The sequence below is a fragment of the Pseudomonas sp. Mn2068 genome, from assembly GCF_049319725.1.
In the GTDB taxonomy this organism is placed as follows: Bacteria; Pseudomonadota; Gammaproteobacteria; order Pseudomonadales; family Pseudomonadaceae; genus Aquipseudomonas; species Aquipseudomonas gingeri.
Genome location: NZ_JBMOUG010000019.1, coordinates 102,030 through 124,576, shown reverse-complemented (window position 1 = coordinate 124,576; position 22,547 = coordinate 102,030). Strand labels below are relative to the sequence as shown.

The window sequence follows — 22,547 nt, the reverse complement described above, 5'->3', positions numbered from 1 at the left end:
CTTCGCGGGCAAGCCCGCTCCCACAGTGGGATTCGCTTTTTGACTGTGGGAGGGGCTTGCCCGCGAAGCTTTCAGAGCGAGCGATAGGCCGCTCCGGCATGCTGTCCGGGCAGATGCGCGGCATCGTGGAACAGCTTTTCACGCAAGGTCCCGTGGTCATAGGCGGTCTTGTACGAACCGCGTCGCTGCAACTCGGGGATCACCAGTTCGATAAAGTCCACATAGCTTTCCGGGGTGACGATGCGGGTCAGGTTGAAGCCGTCCAGGCCGGTCTCGGCGATCCACGACTCCAGCTCGTCGGCCACCTGCGCCGGCGAGCCGACCACGGTGAAATAGCGTCCGCCCAACGCGTGCTGGTCGAGCAACTTGCGCCGGGTCCAGTCGTTGTTCTGCAGATTCTTTGTCGCCGACTGGATCGCGTTGCTCTTCACGTACTGGATCGGTTCGTCCAGTTCGTACTCGGAAAAATCGATGGCCGTGGAGGCCGAGAAATGCGCCACGCCGGCCTCGGCACTGGCATAACCGAGGTACTCGGCATGCTTGGCCCAGGCCTCCTCCTCGGTCACGCCGACGATCACGTTCAGGCCCATGAACACCTTGATGCCTTCAGGATCCCTTCCTGCCGCCACCGCGCTCGCACGCACCTTGTCCACCTGGGCCCTGGTCGCGGCCTTGTTCTGCCCGCTGATGAACACGCACTCGGCATGCCGCCCGGCGAACACCAGGCCGCGCTCGGAACTGCCGGCCTGGAACAGCACCGGGGTGCGTTGCGGCGACGGCTCGCAGAGGTGATAACCCTCGACCTGGTAGAACTCGCCCTTGTGCCGCACCTTGTGGACCTTGTCCGGCTGGGCGTAGATCCGCCGCGCCGGATCGTTGAGCACCGCGTCGTTTTCCCAGCTGCCTTCCCAGAGTTTGTAGAGCACCTCCAGGTACTCGTCGGCCTGGTCGTAGCGGCGGTCATGCTCGGCCTGGGCATCGAGGCCCATGGCCTTGGCGGCGCTGTCGAGGTAGCCGGTGACGATGTTCCAGCCGACCCGGCCGCGAGTCAGGTGATCGAGGGTCGACAGGCGCCGGGCGAACAGGTACGGCGCCTCATAGGTCAGATTGGCGGTCAGGCCGAAGCCGAGGTTTTTCGTCACCGCGGCCATGGCCGACACCAGCAGCAGCGGGTCGTTGACCGGCAACTGGATCGACTCCCGCAGAGGCACCGCCACCGACTGCTGGTAGACGTCGTAGACGCCGACGATGTCGGCGATAAACAGACCGTCGAACAGCCCGCGCTCCAGCAACTGTGCCAGTTCGGTCCAGTATTCGAGGGTCTTGTACTGCGTCGAGTTGTCCCGCGGATGGGTCCACAGGCCGTGATTGATATGCCCGATGCAGTTCATATTGAAGGCATTGAGCAGGATCTTTTTCTTTGCTCCTGGAGAACCGGCCATCAGATCGTGCCCCGCAGCGGCGGATTTTCCGCATTGAGGTAGTAGTTGCCCACGGCGTGATACTTCCAGCGCACCGGGTCGTGCAGGGTGTGCACCCGCGCATTGCGCCAGTGGCGATCCAGGCCGTGTTCGGCCAGGGTCGCCTGGCTGCCGGCCAGTTCGAACAGCGTGCTGCCGGCGGCCAGGGAGATTTCCGTGCTGATCGCCCGGGCTTCGGCCACGGCGATGGAGGCCGCCGCCACTGTGTCGGCAGTGGTGTCGGCCTGGGCCCGGTCGAGGAATTCGCCGGCGCGCTCCAGCAGGGCTTCGGCGGCGTGCAGGCGAATGCTCAGGTGCCCGACGCTTTTCAGGGTCAGCGGATCTTCGCTGGCCTTGTCATTGCCCGAATCGATCCACGGCCGGGTGCGGGTACGGACGAAATGCAGGGTGTCTTCATAGGCGGCGCGGGCAATGCCGGTGTCGATGGCCGCATGGAGAATCTGCGCCAGCGGACCGACCGGGGTCGGCCGTTCGAAGGCGCTCTGGAAAGGGATCACGTCCTCGGCCGCGACAAACACATCCTCGAACACCACCGAGCCGCTGCCGGTGGTGCGCTGGCCGAAGCCGGTCCAGTCATCGATCACCGTCAGGCCGGCACTCTCGCGGGGGACAAAGGCCAGTTGCTGGACACCCTGCTCGTCCACCACCGAAGTGGGAATCCGCTGGGCGTAGAGCGAGCCCGTCGAGTAGAACTTGCGGCCGTTGATGCGATAGCCCTCGCCATCGCGACGCAGGTGGGTGACCCGGTCGTGGGCGGTCTTCGTACCCAGTTCGGCCAGCGCGTTACCGAAGCGGCGGCCGGCCAGGACCTCGGCGTACAGGCGTTTTTTCTGCGCCTCGCTGCCATTGACCCGCAGGACTTCCAGCGCATAGAAATGGTTCTGCGGAATCTGCCCGAGGGACGCATCGGCCTCGGAAATCAGTTGCGTGACCCTGGCCAGGGTGACGTTCGATACACCGGCCCCCCCGTACTCCTTCGGCACGCTGATGCCCCACAGGCCGGAGCGGGAAAACACTTCCAGCTCGGGCAGCGGCAGGCGCCGTTCACGGTCGCGCAGCAGGCTGTCGCGCTTGAAATCCTCGGCCAGGTCGCTGGCCACGATCAGGGCTTGCTCGTCGCTGGAAATGACCGCGACGTGTTGGGAAAGCTGTGACATGGGTGTCTCCAGAGGTCTGGTCAGATCCAGGAATGGCGAGCCGGCAAGGTGCCGTTCAGGTGATAGGCGCCAACGGCGTGGTACTTCCAGCGCACCGGGTCGTGCAGGGTATGCACCCGGGCGTTGCGCCAGTGCCGGTCGAGATTGAACTCGGCCAGGGTCGCGCGGCTGCCGGCCAGCTCGAACAGCTTTTCGCTGGCCAGCAGGGAGATTTCGGTGGTGAGCACCTTGGCCTCGGCCACGGCAATCGAGGCCCGGGCGGCGGCGGCCACATCCACCGGCCCGGCGTTGACCTGGTCCAGCACCTGCGCGGCCTTGCGCAACAGCGCCTCGGCGGCGTGCAGTTCGATTTTCAGCTTGCCGATATCGGCGATCACATAGAGATCGTCGCTGGCGCGTTCGACCTTGGCATCGATCCAGGGCCGCGAACGCTCACGGACAAAGGCAATGCTGTCGTCGATGGCCGCGCGGGCGATCCCGGCGTCGATGGCGGCCTGGATCAGTTGCGACACGGCGCCCTGGATATTCGGGGTATCGCCCTGGCGCCAGTTCTCGACGACGTTTTCCGCCTCGACCCGCACGTTGTTCAGCAGCACCGTACCGCTGGCGGTGGTGCGCTGGCCGAAACCGGACCAGTCATCCACCACTCGCAGCCCCGGCGTGCCACGGCGGACAAAGGCCATGACCTGGCGACCTTCGTCGTTGATCGCCTTGACCGCTACCCAGTGGGCGAACAGCGCACCGGTGGAATAGAACTTCTGGCCGCTGATGACATAACCGTCACCGTCGGCGCTGATCCGGGTCTTGAGTTCCAGGGTATTGCGGGTGCCGCGCTCGGGCCCGGCATTGCCGATCCGCCAGCCATCGAGCACGCTCTGGAACAGGTGTTTTTTCTGCCGTTCGGTGGCCGTGCCGAGCAGCAGCTGGAGAATGCCGAACTGGTTCTGCGGGATCTGCCCCAGGGCCGGGTCGGCGGCGGAAATGATCGCGAAGACTTCGGCCACGGTCACGAAAGACACCTGGGGGCCGCCGTATTCGCGGGGAATGGCGATGCTGCCCAGGCCGCTGCGGGTGAACTGCTCGATCTCGGCCCAGGGCAACTTGCGCTGGCGGTCGCGCCGCGCCGCTTGCAGGCGGGCGACCTCAGCCAGCTCGCGGGCCGCCTGCAGGGCTTCGGCATCATTGCGCAGCACCCGGGCCGGCAACAACAAAGGGGCGATATCCTGGTCGCTCTGGACCTGTGCCTCGTTCAAGTTAGACATCAACGCCACTCCGTGGCGCGCGCAATGCCCTGGCGATCTGCACGAGGGTGATTGTGTTCCTGACCATACCTACCTCATCTCTCTCTGGACGCATCGCAACGGCGATGCAGGCGAAATCAAACGGGTCCGGTGGTCCGGTTCATATACCCTAAGCGCGTATAAATATTAAATAAACTAACTTATAGGAATATGCATAGAAGGTCCGCCCCTCACTCCCGGCGGCGTTGGGCGGCGAGTTTGAATGGCGGTTTGCCGGTGCGGATAAAGTGCCGCGAGGTCCCGACCCGCAACCTTCGCGCCGGTGCCCAGCGGGAGTTGTTGCCGACCCGGTCGATCACGCAATAGGTGATGTCCAGCCCGCGATCCTCCCCGGCTTCCTGGATCACCCCGGGAGGGACGAACACCGGGACCGGCTTGCCGATATCCGCCGGAGCCAGCTTCGGCAGGTCGAGCCGCACATCGCCCCAGAGCAGGGTGATTTCGTCCTCGACCGCCATGTTCAGATAGGGCGCCAGGGTCAGCGGCACGCCGCGCTTCATCTGCCGCGGATTGACCCCATAACGACCGATGGGCCCGGGGACGATCAGCGGCGTAAGGCCCTGGTTCTCCTCGCCGATCGGCAGGCCGCCGGGACAGGTCAGCTTGACCGGCAACTTGAGTACCGGCGAGGCCAGGGCCATGCAGCCGATGTGCATCACGCGGTAATGAATCCGCGCCAGCCCTTCGAGGATGAAGCTTTCCGGGACCCGCAGGCTGATCGGCTGGCCGACCTCACCGGCGAGGACCTGCCTGGACGTCACGTAGCAACCGTCCCAGAACAACTCGACCAGATCCCCTTCGTCCATACCGGGATAGACCGGGATCGTGATCGACAACTGCTCGGCGGCCACGCGACCGATGCCGCGCCGGCTGGCCTGGGGAACCGCGGGCGGCGCGAGTCGGGAATGCTCCAGGGGATAGCTCATGAAATCGTCCTTTTGATAGTTGCCGAAAGTGCAACTTGCAAGAGGCGGTCGGATCCTTCCGGATACATACCGCCACTGGCGCTTTCGCCGTGTCCTTACAGCCGAAAGATCATGCCGCGAGAATACCGGAAGTCCTCAGAGAAACTTGAGTGCACTCCGCAAAACACCGCGCAAGTTGTTAAAGGCAGCTAAAAGTTTTGCAGCGCGAGTGTCAAGGCGTTAATCGATAATGATTATTATCGCGCTGCTAATCGGACGCGTCCTACTTCGCCCGCCTTTATCCACGGAGCCCTGCGGGACGGGTTGGAAACCAGGTGCCACGGACAATAACGATTCGTTGTCCCGACAAGACCGGCTTATAGTTTCAGGATGGATTTTTCCGAAGATCGGGCAGGTAATATAATAAGATGACCCAAGGCCTGTTTAAACGGTCACGCCTTGAATACCGTACTCATTCCCTGAGTACGTTATATCAACTAAAGAACATTCCTACGTATTGCCCAGAAACTTACTGAGAAACTGGCGGGTACGTTCTTCTTTTGGATGGGCGAACAGCGCCTTGGCTTCACCTTGTTCGACGATCACGCCCTTGTCGAAGAAGATCACGCGGTTGGCTACGTCGCGGGCAAAACTCATCTCGTGGGTCACGATGACCATGGTGCGCCGTTCTTCCGCCAGGCCACGAATGGTCGCCAGCACTTCACCCACCAGCTCCGGATCGAGGGCCGAAGTCGGTTCGTCGAACAGGATCACCTGCGGCTCCATCGCCAGGGCCCGGGCAATCGCCACCCGTTGCTGCTGGCCACCGGACAGCCGGCGCGGATAGGCGTCTTCCTTGCCCGCCAGGCCGACCTTGGCCAGCAGCTTGCGGCCCAGGGCCTCGGCCTGGTCACGCGGGGTCTTCTTGACCACCAGCGGGCCTTCGATGACGTTCTCCAGCGCCGTGCGATGGGGAAACAGGTTGAAGTTCTGGAACACGAAGCCCACCTGCTGGCGCAGCTTGCGCACCAGGCCCTGCTGCTGGTTCAGCGGGCGGCTGCCATCGATCTCGATGTCGCCGACCTTGATCCGGCCGCTGGAAGGTTCTTCGAGGAAGTTCAGGCAACGCAAGAGGGTGGTCTTGCCGGAACCGCTGGGGCCGATGATGGCGACGACTTCGCCTTCCTTGACCTCGAGGTCGATACCGTTGAGCACCACCTGACCCTTGAATTGTTTGGTCAGTTTTTCAACCACGATCATGCTTCAAGACTCCAGGTCATGCCGGTTGACCCGGTCTTCCAGACGATTTTGAAAATGCGCCAGGATGCTTGCCAGTACCCAGTAGATCAGGGCGGCGGACAGATACATGGTGAAAATCTCAAAGGTGCGCGCCGACACCAGTTGGGCCTGGCGGAACAGCTCCGGCACCTGGATCGTGGCCGCCAGCGCCGTGTCCTTGACCAGCGAAATGAAGCTGTTGCCCAAGGGCGGCAGGGCCGTGCGCATCGCCTGCGGCAGGATGGCCCGGCGCAGGGTTTGCGCACGGGTCATGCCGATACTGGCGGCGGCTTCCCACTGACCACGCTCGATGGAGGCGATGGCGGCACGCAGGATTTCACAGGCGTAGGCGGCCATGTTCAGCGAAAAGCCGATCATGGCCGCCGGGATCGGATCCAGCTCGATGCCCACTTGCGGCAAGCCGTAGTAGATCAGGAACAGCTGCACCAGCAACGGCGTGCCGCGAAAGAACGACACGTAGACCCGGGCGATCCAGCTGAGCAGCTTGAAGCGCGACAGGCGCATCAGGGCCAGCCCGAAGCCCAGTACCAGGCCGAAGAACATCCCGCCAAGGCTGAGAATCACCGTGTAGTACGCGCCCTTGAGCAGAAAGGGCGCGGAGTCCAGCGCGAGTTGGAAACCTGCTTCCATTATTGAGTGACGTCAGCGTTGAAGTACTTCACGGACAGCTTCTTCAAGGTGCCATCGGCGCGCAGCTTGTCGAGGGCCTTGTTCACGGCGTCGAGCAGTTCAGGCTCGTCCTTGCGCAGGGCGATACCGGCTTCCTGACGGGAGAAGGCGTCGCCGGCAGTGGCGGTGTCCGGGGCTTTCTTGGCGTATTCCAGGGCCGCCAGGCGGTCGATCAGGATGGCGTCGATACGGCCGATGCGCAGGTCCTGGAACTTGGTCGGATCGTCGTTGTAGGTCTTGATGATGGCTTTAGGCTGGTTGTCTTTGAGCCATTGTTCGTAGTTGGTGCCCAGGCCCACGCCGACTTTCTTGCCGGCCAGGTCGTCGGCCTTCTTGATGGCGTCGACGTTCTTTTTCAGGACCAGTGCCTGGATACCGGAGACGGTGTAGGGCGTGGAGAAGTTGTACTTCTTCTTGCGCTCTTCGGAGATGGTGACCTGGTTGACCACCGCGTCCAGGCGCTTGGATTCCAGGGCGGCGAGAATACCGTCCCACGGCGTGGCCTGCAGCTTGACCTTGACGCCCAGTTCCTTGGCCAGCGCCTCGGACAGCTCGACCTCGAAACCGCTGAGCTTGCCGCTTTCATCGACAAAGCTGAACGGCGGGTAGGTGCCTTCCAGGCCGATCTTGATCTCGCCGGCTTTCTTGATCGTGTTCAGTTGTTCACCGGCAACGGCCTGGCCCAGCAGACCGGCGCCAAGCACCAGACCCAGGCTGCCAACCAGCAGACGCTTGCGAAATGCAGAAATATTCATGAAGAGCCCCGTGTGTTTTCTTATGGGAAAGGAAGGCAAACCTGACACTTTGATGACAAGCGCCAATCCTGCCTCAAAGCAGGGTTGGCGTCTCGTATCAAATTCGCCTGAGGCGAAACTATAAAACGACTCTTTTATAATTTTAAATAATATAAAAGAATTTTATTATTCCATTTATCTTTAAACCTTGTGGGAGTGGGCACGCCCACGAAGCACGATGACGCGGTGCGTCTGACGCATCGCGCCGCTTCCTTCGCGGGCAAGCCCGCTCCCACACAGGAGCCTGCAGCCAGGGATCTGGCAACGCTCAGTCGAATGCCGAATTGTAGGCAAACAACGCCGGCGCCCCACCGGTATGCAAGAAGATGATAGGCCCTTCGTCGAAACGCTGCAGGCCGATGCCGTCGAGCAAGCCGGCCATCGCCTTGCCGGTGTACACCGGATCGAGCAGGATGCCTTCCTGGCTCGCCAGCAGCTTGACCGCCGCCAGGGTCCCGGCATTCGGCTCGCCGTAGCGCGGGGCAAAATACTCGTCCCAGAGCTCGACCCTGAAGCTGGCCGGCAACTCCACGCCCAGCAGTTCGGCGGTACGTTCGGCCAGGCCCTGCACTTTCGGCCGTTGCGCCTCGTCGGTGCGCGATACCGTCACGCCCACCACCGCCAGTTCCGGCAACACCTCGCTCAACGCCAGGCCCAGGCCGCTGTGGGTCCCGGCGCTGCCGGAAGCCAGCACCACGGCGGCGAACTCCAGCCCCGTCGCCTCGATCTGCGCCGCCAGTTCCAGCCCGGCGCGCACATAACCCAGGGCGCCGAGGGGATTGGAGCCGCCGATCGGTACCACATAGGGTTTGCGGCCATTGTTGCGCAGGCGCTCGGCCAGGGCCTGCAACTGCTCGTCGGCATTGTCCAGGTTGTCCACCAGCTCGACCTTGGCATCGAACAGGTCCAGCAGCAGCCGGTTGCCGTTGCGCAGGTAGTTGCCGTCCTCGGTGCCGATGGGGTTTTCCACCAGGGCGACGCAACCCAGGCCCAGGCGCGCGGCCAGCGCGGCGGTCTGGCGCACGTGATTGGACTGGATCGCGCCGGCGGTGACCAGGGTGTCGGCCCCCGCCGCCAACGCATCGGCGCCAAGGTATTCGAGCTTGCGCAGCTTGTTGCCACCCAGGGCCAGGGGCGTCAGGTCATCGCGCTTGATGTAGATATCGCGCCCCACCCAGGCCGACAGGCGTTCGAGTTTTTCCAGGGGCGTGGCCTGGGCCAGGAGTTCCAGGCGGTTAAAGCGGGCGAGCTGTTGTTTGATCATGGGTCCGAACTGACGGTAGGAAATGCCTCGACTATAGGCAGGCACTTTTCCCCAGGCAACCACCTTGCGCTTATGTCGGAAAGTTCTGAGCAAAGCACTATTAGTTCTTAATTCCCGTTCAGGGCGGTGCCGTAAAGTGAAAGCCATTCAGGCGACCCGATTGTCCGGTCGCCAGGTCGGAGATTTGATCGTGAACGAGCGTTCCAGCCATTGGCAACTACAGACCATCGTCAGCCAGTTGCGCAGCGCCCGGGATGAGTGGCGCAGTCGCAACGGCCGGGTCAGCGACGAACAGGGCGGGCGCGAACTGCCATCGCGCCAGGCCATGGCCGAGATTCTCGAAGCGCTGTGCGGCGCGCTGTTCCCCATGCGCCTGGGGCCGGTGGACCTGCGCGAGGAAAGCGAGGACTTCTACGTCGGCCACACCCTCGATGCCGCCCTCAATGCCCTGCTGGCCCAGGCCCGCCTGGAACTGCGCTACGTGGCGCGGCACGGCGGCGAATCGGACGCCGAGGTCAATGCCAGGGCGGTGCAGTTGATCCAGGCCTTCGCCATGGCCCTGCCGGAGCTGCGCCGGCTGCTCGACACCGATGTCCTCGCCGCCTACCACGGCGACCCGGCGGCCCGCAGCGTCGATGAAGTGCTGCTGTGCTACCCGGGGATTCTCGCGGTGATCCACCATCGCCTGGCCCACCACCTGTATCGCGCCGGCTTGCCGCTGCTGGCCCGGATCAGCTCGGAAATCGCCCACTCGGCCACCGGCATCGACATCCACCCCGGCGCGCAGATCGGCGGCAGTTTCTTTATCGACCATGGCACCGGCGTGGTGATCGGCGAAACCGCGATCATCGGCGAGCGGGTCAGGATCTACCAGGCGGTGACCCTGGGCGCCAAGCGCTTCCCGGCGGACGAGGACGGCCAGTTGCAGAAGGGTCACCCACGCCATCCGATCGTCGAGGACGACGTGGTCATCTATGCCGGGGCCACCATCCTCGGGCGGATCACCATCGGCAAGGGCGCGACCATCGGCGGCAACGTCTGGCTGACCCGCAGCGTGCCGGCGGGCTGCAACCTGACCCAGGCCAACCTGCAGCAGCACGAGAACGAGATCCAGCGCTGAGGCCTGTCACATCTGGGTTAGCTGTCAGTCCCTCTTCGCGGGCAAGCCCGCTCCTACAGTGTTCGGCGTCGCTCGCAGTATCCGCACAAGACGCAGGCCTTGTGGGAGCGGGCTTGCCCGCGAAGAGGCCGGAACGATTCACCCATGACAACCGTCATACCCCTACCTGAAGCTCATGTAAGAACAGTACCGCCCAGCCCTGCGATTAGTCCCGAAAGCCCTATCCGTGTTTAACTTGACTGTTCGTTCAAGTTAAACCGGCAGTTCGCTGCCCGCTCACAACAGGAGGCTTGCCTTTGCTGAGTCCGAGATGTCCAGCCATGTTTCATCCCTTCGAGGTGCCCGCCGCATGAGTACCTCCGCGACCCCGTCAAGCGGCCTGGTCCGCATGAACCCGCCGGTGTTCTACTTCGCCGCGACCTTCATCCTGCTGTTCGGCCTGGTGGTCATCAGCCTTCCCGAAGCCGCCGGCCAATGGCTGCTGGCCGCGCAGAACTGGGCGGCCAATACGGTCGGCTGGTATTACCTGCTGGCGATGACCCTGTACCTGGTCTTCGTGGTGGTCACCGCCTTGTCCGGCTACGGCAAGATCAAGCTCGGTGCCGACCACGACGAACCCGAGTTCAGCTACCTGTCCTGGGCCGGCATGCTGTTCGCCGCCGGGATCAGCATCACCCTGTTCTTCTTCTGCGTCTCCGAACCGCTGACCCACATGCTCCAGCCGCCCCAGGGCGAAGCCGGTGGCCAGGCGGCCGCGCGCCAGGCCATGCAGATCCTGTTCCTGCACTGGGGCCTGCACGGCTGGGGCGTGTTCGCCTTCGTCGGCATGGCCCTGGCCTACTTCGCCTACCGGCACAACCTGCCCCTGGCCCTGCGTTCGGCGCTCTATCCGCTGATCGGCAAGCGCATCAACGGCCCCATCGGCTACGCGGTGGATGGCTTCGGCATCATCGCCACGGTGTTCGGCCTGGGTGCCGACATGGGCTTCGGCGTCCTGCACCTCAACTCCGGCCTGGACTATCTGTTCAACGTGCCCCACACCCAGTGGATCCAGGTCGGACTGATCACCCTGATGATGGGCGCGGCGATCCTGGTGGCCGTGGCCGGCGTCGACAAGGGCGTGCGGGTGATGTCCGACATCAACATGCTGCTGGCCTGCGCGCTGCTGCTGTTCGTGCTGTTCGCCGGGCCCACCCAGCACCTGCTCAACACCCTGATCCAGAACCTTGGCGACTACCTCGGCGCCCTGCCGACCAAGAGTTTCGACCTCTACGCCTACGACAAACCCAGCGACTGGCTCGGCGGCTGGACGGTGTTCTACTGGGCCTGGTGGATTGCCTGGTCGCCGTTCGTGGGCCTGTTCATCGCGCGGATTTCCCGCGGCCGGACCATCCGCGAGTTCGTCTTCGGCGTGTTGCTGATCCCGCTCGGCTTCACCCTGGCGTGGATGTCGATCTTCGGCAACAGCGCCATCGACCAGGTGCTCAACCACGGCATGGTCGCCCTCGGCCAGTCGGCCATCGACGATCCGTCGCGGACCCTGTACCTGCTGCTGGAAACCTACCCCTGGAGCAAGACGGTGATCGCCGTCACGGTGTTCATCAGCTTCGTGTTCTTCGTCACCTCAGCCGATTCCGGCACCGTGGTGCTCTCGACGCTCTCGGCACGGGGCGGCAGCGCCGACGAAGACGGGCCGAAATGGCTGCGGGTGTTCTGGGGCGCGATGACCGCGCTGGTCACCAGCGCGCTGCTGTTCTCCGGCAGTATCGACGCGCTGAAATCGGCGGTGGTGCTGACCTCGCTGCCGTTCTCGCTGATCCTGCTGCTGATGATGTGGGGACTGCACAAGGCTTTCCACCTGGAGTCGCAGAAACGCATTGCCCAACTGCATTCGCTGGCGCCGGTCTCCGGCTCACGACGCGGCAAGGGTGGCTGGCGCCAGCGCCTCAGCCAGGCGGTGCATTTCCCGTCGCGGGACGAGGTCTATCGATTCCTCGACCAGACCGTGCGACCGGCCATCGAGGAAGTCAGCGCGGTGTTTGTCGAGAAGGGCCTGAACGTGATCACCCAGCCCGATCCGGCCAACGACAGCGTCAGCCTGGAAATCGGTCATGGCGACCAGCATCCGTTCGTCTACCAGGTACAGATGCGCGGTTACTTCACACCGTCCTTCGCCCGTGGCGGCATGGGTCCCAAGGAACTACGCAACCGCCGCTACTACCGCGCCGAAGTGCACCTGAGCGAAGGCAGCCAGGACTATGACCTGATGGGCTACAGCAAGGACCAGATCATCAACGACATCCTCGACCAGTACGAACGGCACATGCAGTTCCTGCACCTGGTGCGCTGACGCGACAGCCGGCGAGTTTTCGTACCGAGCCTGGTGGCCTGCGCGGCGGGTTCACCAGCTCGGATTCGGCTGCCGGAAGTTCCCGGCCAGGGCGCTGTGACGAGTCATGGCCCGCCATGGCGAGTCACTGCGAGGCAGGCGCCGAAGCTGGCTGACCGGACTGACCACACAAGCCACTAGGCCTTGTCCAGCAGCATGAACAAGGCCATGGCGATGGCCGGCAGGCCGAAGACGGCCAGGGCGATCAACAGTTCGGAAATCAGCGGCTGGTGAGCGATGACCACGCCTATGGCGCCATTGACGATGGTCGCCAGCAGCCACATGCCGAGGAAACCGAAGCCCAGGGTCTGCCGGCTGATGCCCAGGCGCTGGCCGAAGAACAGCGTACAACCCAGCAGAAGCAGGCCGACGGTGAGGATGATGGCGGTGTGCATGGGGATATCCTCCGCAAGCTGTATCCGATCGTTCCCATGCTCCGCGTGGGAACGATCATGAGTGGTGCGACATCAGGAAGTACCGCCCCGACCTCCCTATCTATCACTGTAGATCGAAACCCGTCCCCTCAACGGCTGCCGACGCGCAGCAGATCTTCCAGGCCGATGCGCCGGAACATCTCCGCGCGCACCCGGTCGGCCATGCCGTTGACCACCTCGGCACCGTCCTCGGATGGATCGATATGGCATCGGAACGGCCGGCTGCCATGGGGCAGGTCGACAATCCCGACAATCGCCCGGGCCACCTCGACGACATCCGCATCCGCCGGCTCGAGCGCCGCCAGCCCTTCCAGCGCCTGGGCCGCCACCCCGGCGTATGGCCCCTCGGTGTATTCCAGGGCACGCGCCTTGTCAGCCGGCGAACCGGAATGTACGAAGTGGTTGGTGCCCTTGGTGAACGCCCCCGGAACCACGATCGAGGTCTCGATGCCCCAGCGCACCAGCTCGCTGGCATAGGACACCGCCAGGGAATCCATCGCCGCCTTGGCCGCGAAGTAAGGAGCGAGGAACGGCGGGGTGCCGCCACGGGCGCTACTGGAGGAGACCCACAGCACCAGGCCCCTGCCCTGCTTGCGCAACTGCGGCAAGGCGGCGCGGTTGACCCGCTGGGTGCTCAACACATTGATGTCGTAGAGCTGGGCGAACTGCTCCGGAGTGAAGGCTTCGGTGGGGCCGAAGGACATATGCCCGGCGTTGTGGATAACCACATCCAGCCGCCCGCAGTCGGCGATGATCCGGGCCACGCCGGCCTCGACCGAAGCGTCGGACGCCACGTCCAGCTCGACGCTGCGCAGGTCCACCGCATGCTCGCTGGCATAACGCTGGACCTCGGCCACCTGCGGCGCGTTACGGCCCAGGGTTTCACGCATGCTGGCGTAGACGGTATGGCCGGCATCGGCCAGGGCACGGGCGGTCAGGGCACCAAACCCGCTGGAGGCGCCGGTAATCAGGATCACGGATTTCATGGGGTTTCACCTCGAGCTCGGAGAATAAAGGGACTCGCCGGAGCGGGATGCGCAGGCGAGCAGACCGCCCGCGAACCGGGCGATCACTCAGGCAACGGCAGGTCGATCAGACCAGGCCGCCATTGGCGCGCAGGACTTGCCCATTGACCCAGCCGGCGGCCGGGCTCACCAGGAAGGACACCACGTTGGCGATGTCTTCCGGCTGACCGAGACGCTCCAGCGGCGGCATCTTGGCGAAGGTCTGGATCTGCTCTTCGCTCTTGCCATGCAGGAACAGTTCAGTCGCTACCGGGCCGGGGGCGACGGCGTTGACGGTGATCTGGCGGCCGCGCAGTTCCTTGGAGAACACGTGGGTGAAGGACTCCACCGCCGCCTTGCTGGCGATGTACACCGCGTAGCCGGGCATGTTCAGGGCCACGGTGCTGCTGGAGAAGTTGACGATACGGCCGCCATCGTTCATCCGGGTGGCCGCCGCGCGCAGGGTGTTGAAGGTGCCGCGGGTGTTGATGGCGAACGTCTGGTCGAACAGTTCGTCGCTGTGCTGGGCCAGCGGCAGGACCTTGAGGATACCGGCGTTGTTGATCAGCACATCGACCTTGCCCAGTTGCTGTTCGGTTTCGTCGAACAAGCGGCTGACATCGGCAGAGTTGGCGACATCGGCCTTGATCGCTATGGCCTGGTGACCGGCCTGACGCAGTTCGACCACCAGTGCCGAGGCTTCGGTGGCGCTGCTGGCGTAGTTGATGGCGACGGCAAAACCGTCCGCGGCCAGTTGGCGGGCGATCACCGCGCCGATGCCACGCGAGGCGCCGGTAACGATGGCAACTTTCGGGGTCTGGGTAGTCATGTCGAATCTCCTGGGGTGCTGAGTGGGTGTGAAGCCAATTTCACATGTTTACCCAGGGCGATAAATGCGCGAGAGTTGCCTTGACTGTTCAATAATCGCCAACAATCAATCACAACGGAGCACCCCCATGGACCAGGTCAAGGCCATGAAGGTTTTTGTACGGATCTACGAACGCAGCAGCTTCACCCTGGCGGCCGAAGACCTCAACCTGCCTCGCGCCACCCTGACCCATACCCTGAATCAGTTCGAGGCCTGGCTCGGTACCCGGCTCCTGGAGCGTAGTACGCGGCGCGTGCGCCCGACCCTCGATGGCGAAGCCTATTACCAGCGCTGCGTGCAGTTGCTGGCGCAGTTGGAAGAAGCCGAGCTGGCCTTTCGTACGGTGGAGCCCAAGGGGCGCTTGCGCGTGGACCTGCAGGGGACCCTGGCAAAGTACTTCGTGGTGCCGGCCCTGCCGGCGTTTCTCGAACGCTACCCGGAGATCGAAGTCTCGATCAGCGAGGCCAGCCACTTTATCGACCTGATCGCCGAAGGCGTCGACTGCGTACTGCGCTCGGGCAACCTCGGCGACTCGTCGCTGATCGGCCGGCGAGTCGCCAACCTGCGCCAGGTGACCTGTGCCAGTCCGGCGTACCTGCGCAAGCATGGCGAACCGCAGAACCTCGACGACCTCGGCCGGCACCAGGGCGTGAACTACGTGTCACGGGCCACCGGCAAGCTGTTTCCGTTCGAATTCACCGAAAACGGCGAGCTGCGCGAAGTGCCGCTGGCGGGCAAGGTCTCGGTGTTCGGCGCCGAGATCTACGCCGCCTCGGCCGTGGCCGGGCTGGGGCTGATCCAGGTGCCGCATTACCGGGTGGCAGAGCAGATCGGCCAGGGGCTGCTCAAGGAAGTCCTGCCGAACCATCCGCCGCCGCCCATGCCGGTTTCCGTGCTTTATCCACAGAACCGGCATATGTCGCCGAGGGTACGGGTGTTCGTCGACTGGATAAGCGAGGTTTTCGCAAAAGCCCACTGATCCAGTGCGCCTTCCTCGGAAAACTGCCGTATTGGAAGCCCCTTATCCGTACAAAACCATACTACGTATTACGTGTACTCACTCATTGATTCATGAATATCCATATTTTACTGAATGAAAACCTGTTATCCGGCTTATGGGAAAAGTAGGGAGATATGTACTAATTCATACTGATAAAAAATCAGGAATAAGAGGTCCGGCGATTGTCAATCGCTGGTGGGCAGGAGAGTCGCTGATCATTCAACCCGGATGTCATCAGGTCTGCCGCGAAAGCCCGGGGACGAATCCCCGAGAAGTGTGAAACGTTTCAGCAAAGGTTCGAACACGGGGTTGGCTTGGTCATTCTTGGGCGTATGCTGGGTGACTTCGCCCCCGTCAGAGCGATGCCACGCCAGGGGGAAGCGGGCCTGTCCGCGAAGATGTCACACCCCCATGAGAGAGGATTCGATGACTTACCAAGCTGCCGAAAACCGCTACGACTCCATTCCCTACCGCCGCGTCGGCCGCAGTGGCCTGGTGCTGCCGGCCCTGTCCCTGGGCCTGTGGCACAACTTCGGCGACAGCACGCCGATCGATACCCAGCGCGCCCTGCTGCGCACCGCCTTCGACCTGGGCATCAACCATTTCGACCTGGCGAACAACTACGGCCCGCCCTACGGCAGCGCCGAGATCAACTTCGGGCGCCTGCTGCGCGAAGACTTCAAGCAGTACCGCGACGAACTGATCATCTCCAGCAAGGCCGGCTGGGACATGTGGCCCGGCCCGTATGGCCAGGGCGGCGGCTCGCGCAAATACGTGCTCGCCAGCCTCGACCAGAGCCTGCAGCGCCTGGGCCTGGACTATGTGGATATCTTCTATTCGCACCGCTTCGACCCGGACACCCCGCTGGAAGAAACCGCCAGCGCCCTGGCCACCGCCGTGCAGCAAGGCAAGGCGCTGTACATCGGTATCTCGTCGTATTCCGGGGTGAAGACCCGCGAGATCGCGGCCCTGCTGCAGGAATGGAAAGTGCCGCTGCTGATCCACCAGCCGGCCTACAACCTGCTCAACCGCTGGGTGGAAAAGGACCTGCTGGACACCGTCGAAGAGCTGGGTACCGGCGTGATCGCCTTTACGCCGCTGGCCCAGGGTCTGCTGACCGACAAGTACCTCAACGGCGTGCCGAAGGATGCGCGGGTCAATCGCCCGGGCGGCGGTTCGTTGCAGGCTTCGCACCTGTCCGAAGCGAATATCGCCCACGTACGCGCCTTGAACGAGATCGCCCGGCGTCGCGGCCAGAGCCTGGCGCAACTGGCCCTGGCCTGGACCCTGCGTGATCCACGGGTGACCTCGGCGCTGATCGGCGCCAGCCGGCCGGAGCAGATCATCGAGAACGTTGGCGCGCTGAAGAACCTGAGCTTCACCCAGGAAGAACTGGCGGAAATCGACCGGTTTGCCCAGGAAGGCGGGATCAACCTGTGGGAGAAGCCGTCCACGGCGGAATAACCCGTTCGACCCTCGTTCCCACGCTCCAGCGTGGGAACGATCAGAACCTGTGGGAGCCGGCTTGCCGGCGATGGCGTCCGGTCAGGCGATGCAAGGCTCACTGGCCTTATCGCCAGCAAGCCGGCTCCTACACGGGAATTGGGGCCGCCCCCAAAACCCCTGCTAAGCGGCGTCCCGCTTCGGCTCACGAATCCGGTACCAGGCCACATACAGCGCCGGCAGGAACATCAGCGTCAGCACCGTCGCCACCACGATCCCGCCGATCATCGCGTAGGCCATCGGCCCCCAGAACACTTCCCGGGCAATCGGGATCATCCCCAGGCTCGCCGCCGCGGCCGTCAGCAGGATCGGCCGGCGCCGATGCTCCGTCGCTTCCACCACCGCATCCCAGGGCTCATAGCCGTTGCGCTCGTATTCGTCGATCTGAGTCACCAGGATCACCGAGTTGCGGATGATGATGCCGATCAGCGCGAGGATGCCGAGAATCGCCACGAAGCCCATCGGCGTCCCCGTCGGCACCAGCGCCAGGACCACGCCGATCAGCCCCAGCGGCGCGACACTGGCCACCAGGAACATCTTCTGCACGCTGTGCAACTGGATCATCAGGAAGGTCGCCATCAGGAACAGCATCAGCGGCACCACCTTGGCGATCGGCCCCTGGGCCTTGCCGCTCTCTTCCACCGTACCGCCAGTGACCACCTTGTAGCCCGCCGGCAAACCGGCGGCGAACTTGTCGATCTCGGGCTGCAGTTGCCGGACCAGGTCGGTGGGCTGGATACCGCCGCGGACCCCGGCCTTGAGGGTGATGGTCGGCAGGCGATCGCGCCGCCAGACCAGCGGCTGCTCCAGTTCATAACGCACCGTGGCGAACGCCAGCAGCGGAATCGAGGTGCCGCCGGGCGTGACGATCTGCAGGTTCTGCAGGGTTTCCGGGGTGCCCCGCTCGCTGTCCACCGCGCGCCCGACCACGTTGATCAGATAGATATCGTCCTTGACCTGGGTCACCGGCGAGCCGCTGACAATGCTGTTCATCAGCTTCGCCACATCCTCGGAGGACAGGCCGAACTGACGCGCCTTGTCCTGGGCGATATCGATACGCAGCACCTTGCCCGGCTCGTTCCAGTCATAGATGGTCTCGCCGACATTGCGGTTCCTGTCGAGGATGGTCGCCAGTTCGATGGCGTGCTTGCGCACCTGGTCGATGTCCTTGCCGCTGACCCGGTACTGCAATGGCCGGCCCACCGGCGGGCCCATTTCCAGGGTCTGGACGAAGCTGCCGATGCCGACGAAATCGTCCCGCAGGCGCTTGTTCAGGCGGTCCATCAGCGCCGCCCGTTGTTCCAGGCTCTTGCTGACGATGATCAGCTGGGCGTAGTAGGGATTCTGCAATTGCTGGTCGAGGGGCAGGTAGAACCGGATCGCGCCTTCGCCGATATAGCTGCTCCAGCGCAGGATATCCGGATCGTCCTTGAGACTGGCCTCGAGCTTGTCCACCGCCTTGCGCGTCTCGTTGATCGAAGCGTTCTGCGGCAGGTTGAGGTCGACGAGGATTTCCGGGCGGTCCGAGGACGGGAAGAACTGGTTCTGCACGAAGCGCATGCAGAACACCGACAGGGCGAAGATCAGCACCGTGAGGCCGATGGCCCACCAGCGGTTGCGCAGCGACCACAGCAGCCCGGCATTGAAGGCCCGGGCCACGCGCCCCGCCTCCGTATCATGGCCCTTCACCTTTTCAGTGAGGATATGCACGCCGATCACCGGCGCGAACAGCACCGCGACGATCCACGACACCAGCATCGCCACCGCGATCACCGCGAACAGGGTGAAGGTGTATTCCCCCGCCGAGCTGGCATTGAGGCCGATGGGCACGAAGCCGGCCACGGTGACCAGGGTCCCGGTGAGCATCGGGAAGGCCGTGGAGGTGTAGGCGAAGGTCGCCGCCTGCTCCTTGCTGTCACCCTTCTCCAGCCGCGTGACCATCATTTCCACGGTGATCATCGCATCGTCCACCAGCAGGCCGAGGGCGATGATCAGCGCCCCGAGGGAAATCCGCTGCATGGTGATGCCGCTGTACTCCATGAACACGAAGACCATCGCCAGCACCAGCGGGATCGAGCAGGCCACCACCAGGCCGGCGCGCAGGCCGAGGGCGACAAAACTCACCACCAGCACGATGATCACCGCCTCGAACAGCGCGCTGGTGAAGCCGCCGACGGCCTTTTCCACCACCTCGGCCTGGTCGGAGACCTTGTGCACGCCGACGCCCACCGGCAGTTCGGCGGTCAGGCTGTCCATGCGCTCATGCAGGCTCTTGCCGAAGTCCTGGATATTGCCGCCCTTCTTCATGGCAATCGCCAGGCCGATGGCCGTCTGCCCGTTGTAGCGGAACAACGGGGTCGGCGGGTCGGCGTAGCCACGGCTGATCTCGGCGATATCCGCCAGCCGGTAGAAACGATCGTTGAGCTTGAGATTGACCGCTTCCAGGTCCTTCTCCGAGGCGTATTGCCCGGAAGCGCGCACCGAGATCCGCTCGGGCCCGGCCTCGATCACCCCGGCCGGGGTCACCGCATTCTGCGCCTGCAGGCTCTGCACCACCTGGCGCTGGTCGATGCCCAGGGCCGCCAGCTTGCGGGTGGAGAAGTTCAGGTAGAGCACTTCGTTCTGCTCGCCGATCATCTCGATCTTGCCCAGCCCCGGCACATCGCGGATCTGTGCGCGCACCTGCTCCACGTAGTCGCGCAGCTGGCGCATGCTCAGGCCGTCGCTGGTAAAGGCGTAGACCGAACCGAACACATCGCCGAATTCGTCGTTGAACCCCGGCCCCTGGATCCCCTGGGGGAAGTCGCCACGGATATCGTCGATCTTCTTGCGCACCTGGTACCAGATCTGCGGGATGTCCTTGCCGCTGGTGGTGTCGCGCAGGAACACGAACACCGTCGACTCGCCAGGACGGGTGTAGCTTTTCACATAGTCGAGGGAGTCCAGTTCCTCGAGTTTTTTCTCGATGCGGTCGGTGACCTGCTCCAGGGTTTCATCCACCGTGGCGCCCGGCCAGGTGGTCTGGATGATCATGGTCTTGATGGTGAAGGACGGGTCTTCCTCGCGCCCCAGGTTGATATAGGAAAACACCCCCATCAACAGCGCGACGAACATCAGGTACCAGACGAACGACTGGTGCTTGAGGGCCCACTCGGACAGGTTGAAGCTCCCTTTCATTGTGGGTGTTCCTCGTCGATTTTGACTTTCTGCCCGGGCTTCAGGCTGTTCACCCCGGCGCTCACCACTTTCTCGCCGGCCCGGACCCCACCGGTGGCGTCCGCACCCAGCAGCATCGTCTCGCCCTCGCGAGCCAGCACCTGGATATCACGGGGCGAGACGGTGTGGGTCTGCGGGTCGATGATCCAGATCTGCGTCTTGCCCTGCTCTTCCCGCAAGGCCGACAGCGGCAACTGGGTACGCGGCTCGATGGCCGAACTCAGGGTGACGCTGATGGAGGTCCCCAGGCGGAACGCCGCGGGCGTCTCGGCCAGGGTCAGGCGAGCCCGCCGTGTGCGGGTGGCGCTGTCGGCCTGGGGCTCGATTTCCCGCAGCCGCGCGGTGGTGTTGACGCTCGGATCGAGCTGGCCGGCGACACGGAACTCGACGCCCTCGCTGAGCTGATCGGCCAATACCGCCGGCAGGTCGATCACCGCTTCCTTGATATCCGGACGCGCCAGGGTGACCACTTCCTGGCCGGCACTGACCACCTGGCCGGCCTCGACTTTCCAGTCGGTCACCACCGCGGCGTGATCGGTATGCAGCTCGGTGTAGCCCAACTGATCGTTGGCCTGGCTGAGCGAGGCACGGGCCTGTTCGAGGGACGCGCCGGTGGTCTTCAGGTCGGTCTGCGCCACATCCAGCTGGGCCTGGGCGCCGACGCCACGGTCGAACAGTTCCTGCTGGCGGCGGGCATTGGCCTGGGCGTTGATCCACTGCGCCTGGATCCGCGACAGGTCGCCCTGGGCCGCGCGCAACTGGTTCTGCTGATCGGTGGGGTCGAGGCTCGCCAGCAAGGCACCCTGGGCCACTTCACTGCCGACGTCGACATAACGCCGGGCGATCCGCCCCGAAACGCGGAAACCCAGGGTGCTTTCATAACGCGCCTGGATGCTGCCGGCAAAACGCCCGAGTTGCTGGACCGATTCCGGCGTGACCTCGACAAACAGCACCGGCCGCACCGGCTCCGGTGGCGGTTCCTCCTTCGAGCACCCGGCGACCAGCAGGCCACCCAGCAGGACCAGCGACAGGCGCTTCATGGCTGGGCTCCCGAGGCGGTTGCCGGGCTCGGCGTGGCGATCTCCACCCGCATGCCTGGATGTAGCAGCTGACCGCCGGCGACCACGACTTTCTCGCCGCCCTCCAGGCCTTCGCTGATCATCACGTGACCGGTCAGGTAACGCCCGACCTTGACCCGGTGCAGGCTGACCTTGCCGTCGGCGTCCACCAGCCACACGGCCGGGTCGCTGACATCCTTGGTCAGGGCCGACCAGGGCAATTCGATACTCGATCTGGCCGGCGCCGTGGCGGTGGCGCTGACCACCGAGCCCAGGTCCATGCCCGCCGGCAGCTCGCCCAGGGCCACCTTGACCTGTACCGTACCGCTCTGGGCCGAGACCGCCGGCGTCACTTCGCGCACCTTGCCCACGGCCTTGATCGCCGGGTTGTCGAGCAGGGTCACGGTGATCGGCTGGTCATCCGGTGGCTCCACCAGCAACGACTCGTAGACATTGAACACCGCATCGCGCTCGCCATCGCGGGCCAGGCTGAAGATCGGCATAGTCGCCTGCACCACTTGCCCGACCTCGGCCTGGCGAGCGGTGATCACCCCCGGGGCTTCGGCGATCAGCGAGGTGTAGCCCAACTGCTCGCGGGCATTGGCGAGCTGTGCCTGGGCCGCCGTCAGGGCGCTCCTGGCACTGAGCACGCCGGCCTGGGCGGCGTCATATTCGCTGCGGCTGGTATAGCCCTTGGGCAGCAGCTTCTGCTGCCGGACAAACGCCGCGCTGGTCTGCTGCACCCGCGCCTGCTCGGCGTTGACCTCGGCCTGGGCGGTGTCGACATTGGTCTGCAGATCCTTCGGATCGAGCTTGGCGAGCACCTGGAGGGCGGAGATCCGCGCCCCGACATCGACACTGCGCTGGATGATCTTGCCGCCGACGCGAAATGACAGGTCGGTCTGCACCCGGGCCTGGATATCGCCGGTCAGGGTCACGGCGGCGCCGAAGTCCTTGCGCTGCACCTGCTCGACAAAGACCCGTGGCCGCTCCGGTTCAGGGGGGGGTTCATGACCGCAGCCGCTGAGGAGCGCCACCAGTACCAGGGCCATTTCCCACCGAACTAGATGCCCTTTCATACACAC

At 64.0% G+C, this 22,547-nt stretch carries 18 protein-coding genes; 4 read left to right on the top strand and 14 right to left on the bottom strand.

Features of this window, described 5'->3' with window-relative positions; translation table 11 throughout:
• Positions 1-71: 71 nt before the first annotated feature.
• The 8 genes from ACL9RJ_RS29860 to ACL9RJ_RS29825 all read right to left on the bottom strand — a co-directional run bounded on the left by ACL9RJ_RS29860 (position 72) and on the right by ACL9RJ_RS29825 (position 8,870).
• Entirely contained in the window at positions 72-1,442 is a 1,371-nt protein-coding gene (locus tag ACL9RJ_RS29860) for an LLM class flavin-dependent oxidoreductase (RefSeq protein WP_422765929.1), read from the bottom strand.
• Positions 1,442-2,638, bottom strand: a complete 1,197-nt coding sequence (locus ACL9RJ_RS29855) for an SfnB family sulfur acquisition oxidoreductase (RefSeq protein ID WP_103032816.1) — start codon at positions 2,636-2,638, stop codon at positions 1,442-1,444. Before ACL9RJ_RS29855 ends, ACL9RJ_RS29860 begins: the two co-directional genes overlap by 1 nt.
• Positions 2,639-2,658: 20 nt before the next feature.
• The gene (locus tag ACL9RJ_RS29850; protein ID WP_177083691.1) at positions 2,659-3,900 is read right to left on the bottom strand and encodes an SfnB family sulfur acquisition oxidoreductase; all 1,242 of its coding nucleotides are present in this window, start codon (positions 3,898-3,900) and stop codon (positions 2,659-2,661) included.
• Between the two features lie 209 nt (positions 3,901-4,109).
• The gene (locus ACL9RJ_RS29845) at positions 4,110-4,865 is read right to left on the bottom strand and encodes a hypothetical protein (RefSeq protein ID WP_017125357.1); all 756 of its coding nucleotides are present in this window, start codon (positions 4,863-4,865) and stop codon (positions 4,110-4,112) included.
• Positions 4,866-5,354: 489 nt separating this feature from the next.
• Positions 5,355-6,104: an L-cystine ABC transporter ATP-binding protein TcyN gene (gene tcyN / locus ACL9RJ_RS29840; RefSeq protein WP_103032815.1), complete on the bottom strand. Its 750-nt coding sequence runs from the start codon at positions 6,102-6,104 to the stop codon at positions 5,355-5,357.
• A 3-nt stretch (positions 6,105-6,107) separates the two neighbouring features.
• Positions 6,108-6,773 carry a cystine ABC transporter permease gene (gene tcyL, locus ACL9RJ_RS29835; protein WP_017125359.1) on the bottom strand — a complete coding sequence of 222 codons (666 nt, stop codon included), beginning with the start codon at positions 6,771-6,773 and terminating at the stop codon, positions 6,108-6,110.
• The gene (gene tcyJ / locus ACL9RJ_RS29830; RefSeq protein WP_177083695.1) at positions 6,773-7,567 is read right to left on the bottom strand and encodes a cystine ABC transporter substrate-binding protein; all 795 of its coding nucleotides are present in this window, start codon (positions 7,565-7,567) and stop codon (positions 6,773-6,775) included. The genes tcyL and tcyJ overlap by 1 nt, the downstream gene beginning before the upstream one ends.
• Positions 7,568-7,874: 307 nt before the next feature.
• Complete coding sequence (locus ACL9RJ_RS29825) at positions 7,875-8,870, bottom strand: D-cysteine desulfhydrase (RefSeq protein WP_422765928.1); 996 nt, start codon at positions 8,868-8,870, stop codon at positions 7,875-7,877.
• 190 nt (positions 8,871-9,060) lie between these two features.
• Here ACL9RJ_RS29825 and epsC point away from each other — a divergent pair, with 190 nt between their 5' ends.
• Together epsC and betT are read left to right on the top strand one after the other, a co-directional pair.
• Positions 9,061-9,990: a serine O-acetyltransferase EpsC gene (gene epsC, locus ACL9RJ_RS29820; protein ID WP_422765927.1), complete on the top strand. Its 930-nt coding sequence runs from the start codon at positions 9,061-9,063 to the stop codon at positions 9,988-9,990.
• Between the two features lie 388 nt (positions 9,991-10,378).
• Positions 10,379-12,340, top strand: a complete 1,962-nt coding sequence (gene betT, locus ACL9RJ_RS29815) for a choline transporter BetT (protein WP_017125363.1) — start codon at positions 10,379-10,381, stop codon at positions 12,338-12,340.
• 176 nt (positions 12,341-12,516) lie between these two features.
• On the opposite strand, the gene ACL9RJ_RS29810 is transcribed toward betT, so the two are convergent.
• The 3 genes from ACL9RJ_RS29810 to ACL9RJ_RS29800 all read right to left on the bottom strand — a co-directional run bounded on the left by ACL9RJ_RS29810 (position 12,517) and on the right by ACL9RJ_RS29800 (position 14,646).
• Positions 12,517-12,774 carry a hypothetical protein gene (locus ACL9RJ_RS29810; RefSeq protein ID WP_017125364.1) on the bottom strand — a complete coding sequence of 86 codons (258 nt, stop codon included), beginning with the start codon at positions 12,772-12,774 and terminating at the stop codon, positions 12,517-12,519.
• 128 nt (positions 12,775-12,902) lie between these two features.
• Entirely contained in the window at positions 12,903-13,799 is an 897-nt protein-coding gene (locus ACL9RJ_RS29805) for an SDR family oxidoreductase (RefSeq protein WP_017125365.1), read from the bottom strand.
• 106 nt (positions 13,800-13,905) lie between these two features.
• Complete coding sequence (locus ACL9RJ_RS29800) at positions 13,906-14,646, bottom strand: SDR family oxidoreductase (RefSeq protein WP_017125366.1); 741 nt, start codon at positions 14,644-14,646, stop codon at positions 13,906-13,908.
• A gap of 127 nt (positions 14,647-14,773) precedes the next feature.
• Between ACL9RJ_RS29800 and ACL9RJ_RS29795 the strand changes: the two genes are divergently transcribed.
• Positions 14,774-15,664, top strand: a complete 891-nt coding sequence (locus tag ACL9RJ_RS29795; RefSeq protein WP_017125367.1) for a LysR family transcriptional regulator — start codon at positions 14,774-14,776, stop codon at positions 15,662-15,664.
• A 447-nt stretch (positions 15,665-16,111) separates the two neighbouring features.
• Positions 16,112-17,149, top strand: coding sequence for an L-glyceraldehyde 3-phosphate reductase (gene mgrA, locus ACL9RJ_RS29790; RefSeq protein ID WP_103032814.1), 1,038 nt, complete (start codon positions 16,112-16,114; stop codon positions 17,147-17,149).
• A gap of 162 nt (positions 17,150-17,311) precedes the next feature.
• On the opposite strand, the gene ACL9RJ_RS29785 is transcribed toward mgrA, so the two are convergent.
• From ACL9RJ_RS29785 to ACL9RJ_RS29775, 3 genes are read right to left on the bottom strand one after another with little or no spacing between them, the layout of a single operon-like run.
• Positions 17,312-20,365 carry an efflux RND transporter permease subunit gene (locus ACL9RJ_RS29785; protein ID WP_177119423.1) on the bottom strand — a complete coding sequence of 1,018 codons (3,054 nt, stop codon included), beginning with the start codon at positions 20,363-20,365 and terminating at the stop codon, positions 17,312-17,314.
• Positions 20,362-21,444: an efflux RND transporter periplasmic adaptor subunit gene (locus ACL9RJ_RS29780; RefSeq protein WP_017125370.1), complete on the bottom strand. Its 1,083-nt coding sequence runs from the start codon at positions 21,442-21,444 to the stop codon at positions 20,362-20,364. The genes ACL9RJ_RS29785 and ACL9RJ_RS29780 overlap by 4 nt, the downstream gene beginning before the upstream one ends.
• On the bottom strand, positions 21,441-22,541 hold the full coding sequence (locus ACL9RJ_RS29775) for an efflux RND transporter periplasmic adaptor subunit (protein WP_422765926.1): 1,101 nt from the start codon (positions 22,539-22,541) through the stop codon (positions 21,441-21,443). The genes ACL9RJ_RS29780 and ACL9RJ_RS29775 overlap by 4 nt, the downstream gene beginning before the upstream one ends.
• Positions 22,542-22,547: the final 6 nt, after the last annotated feature.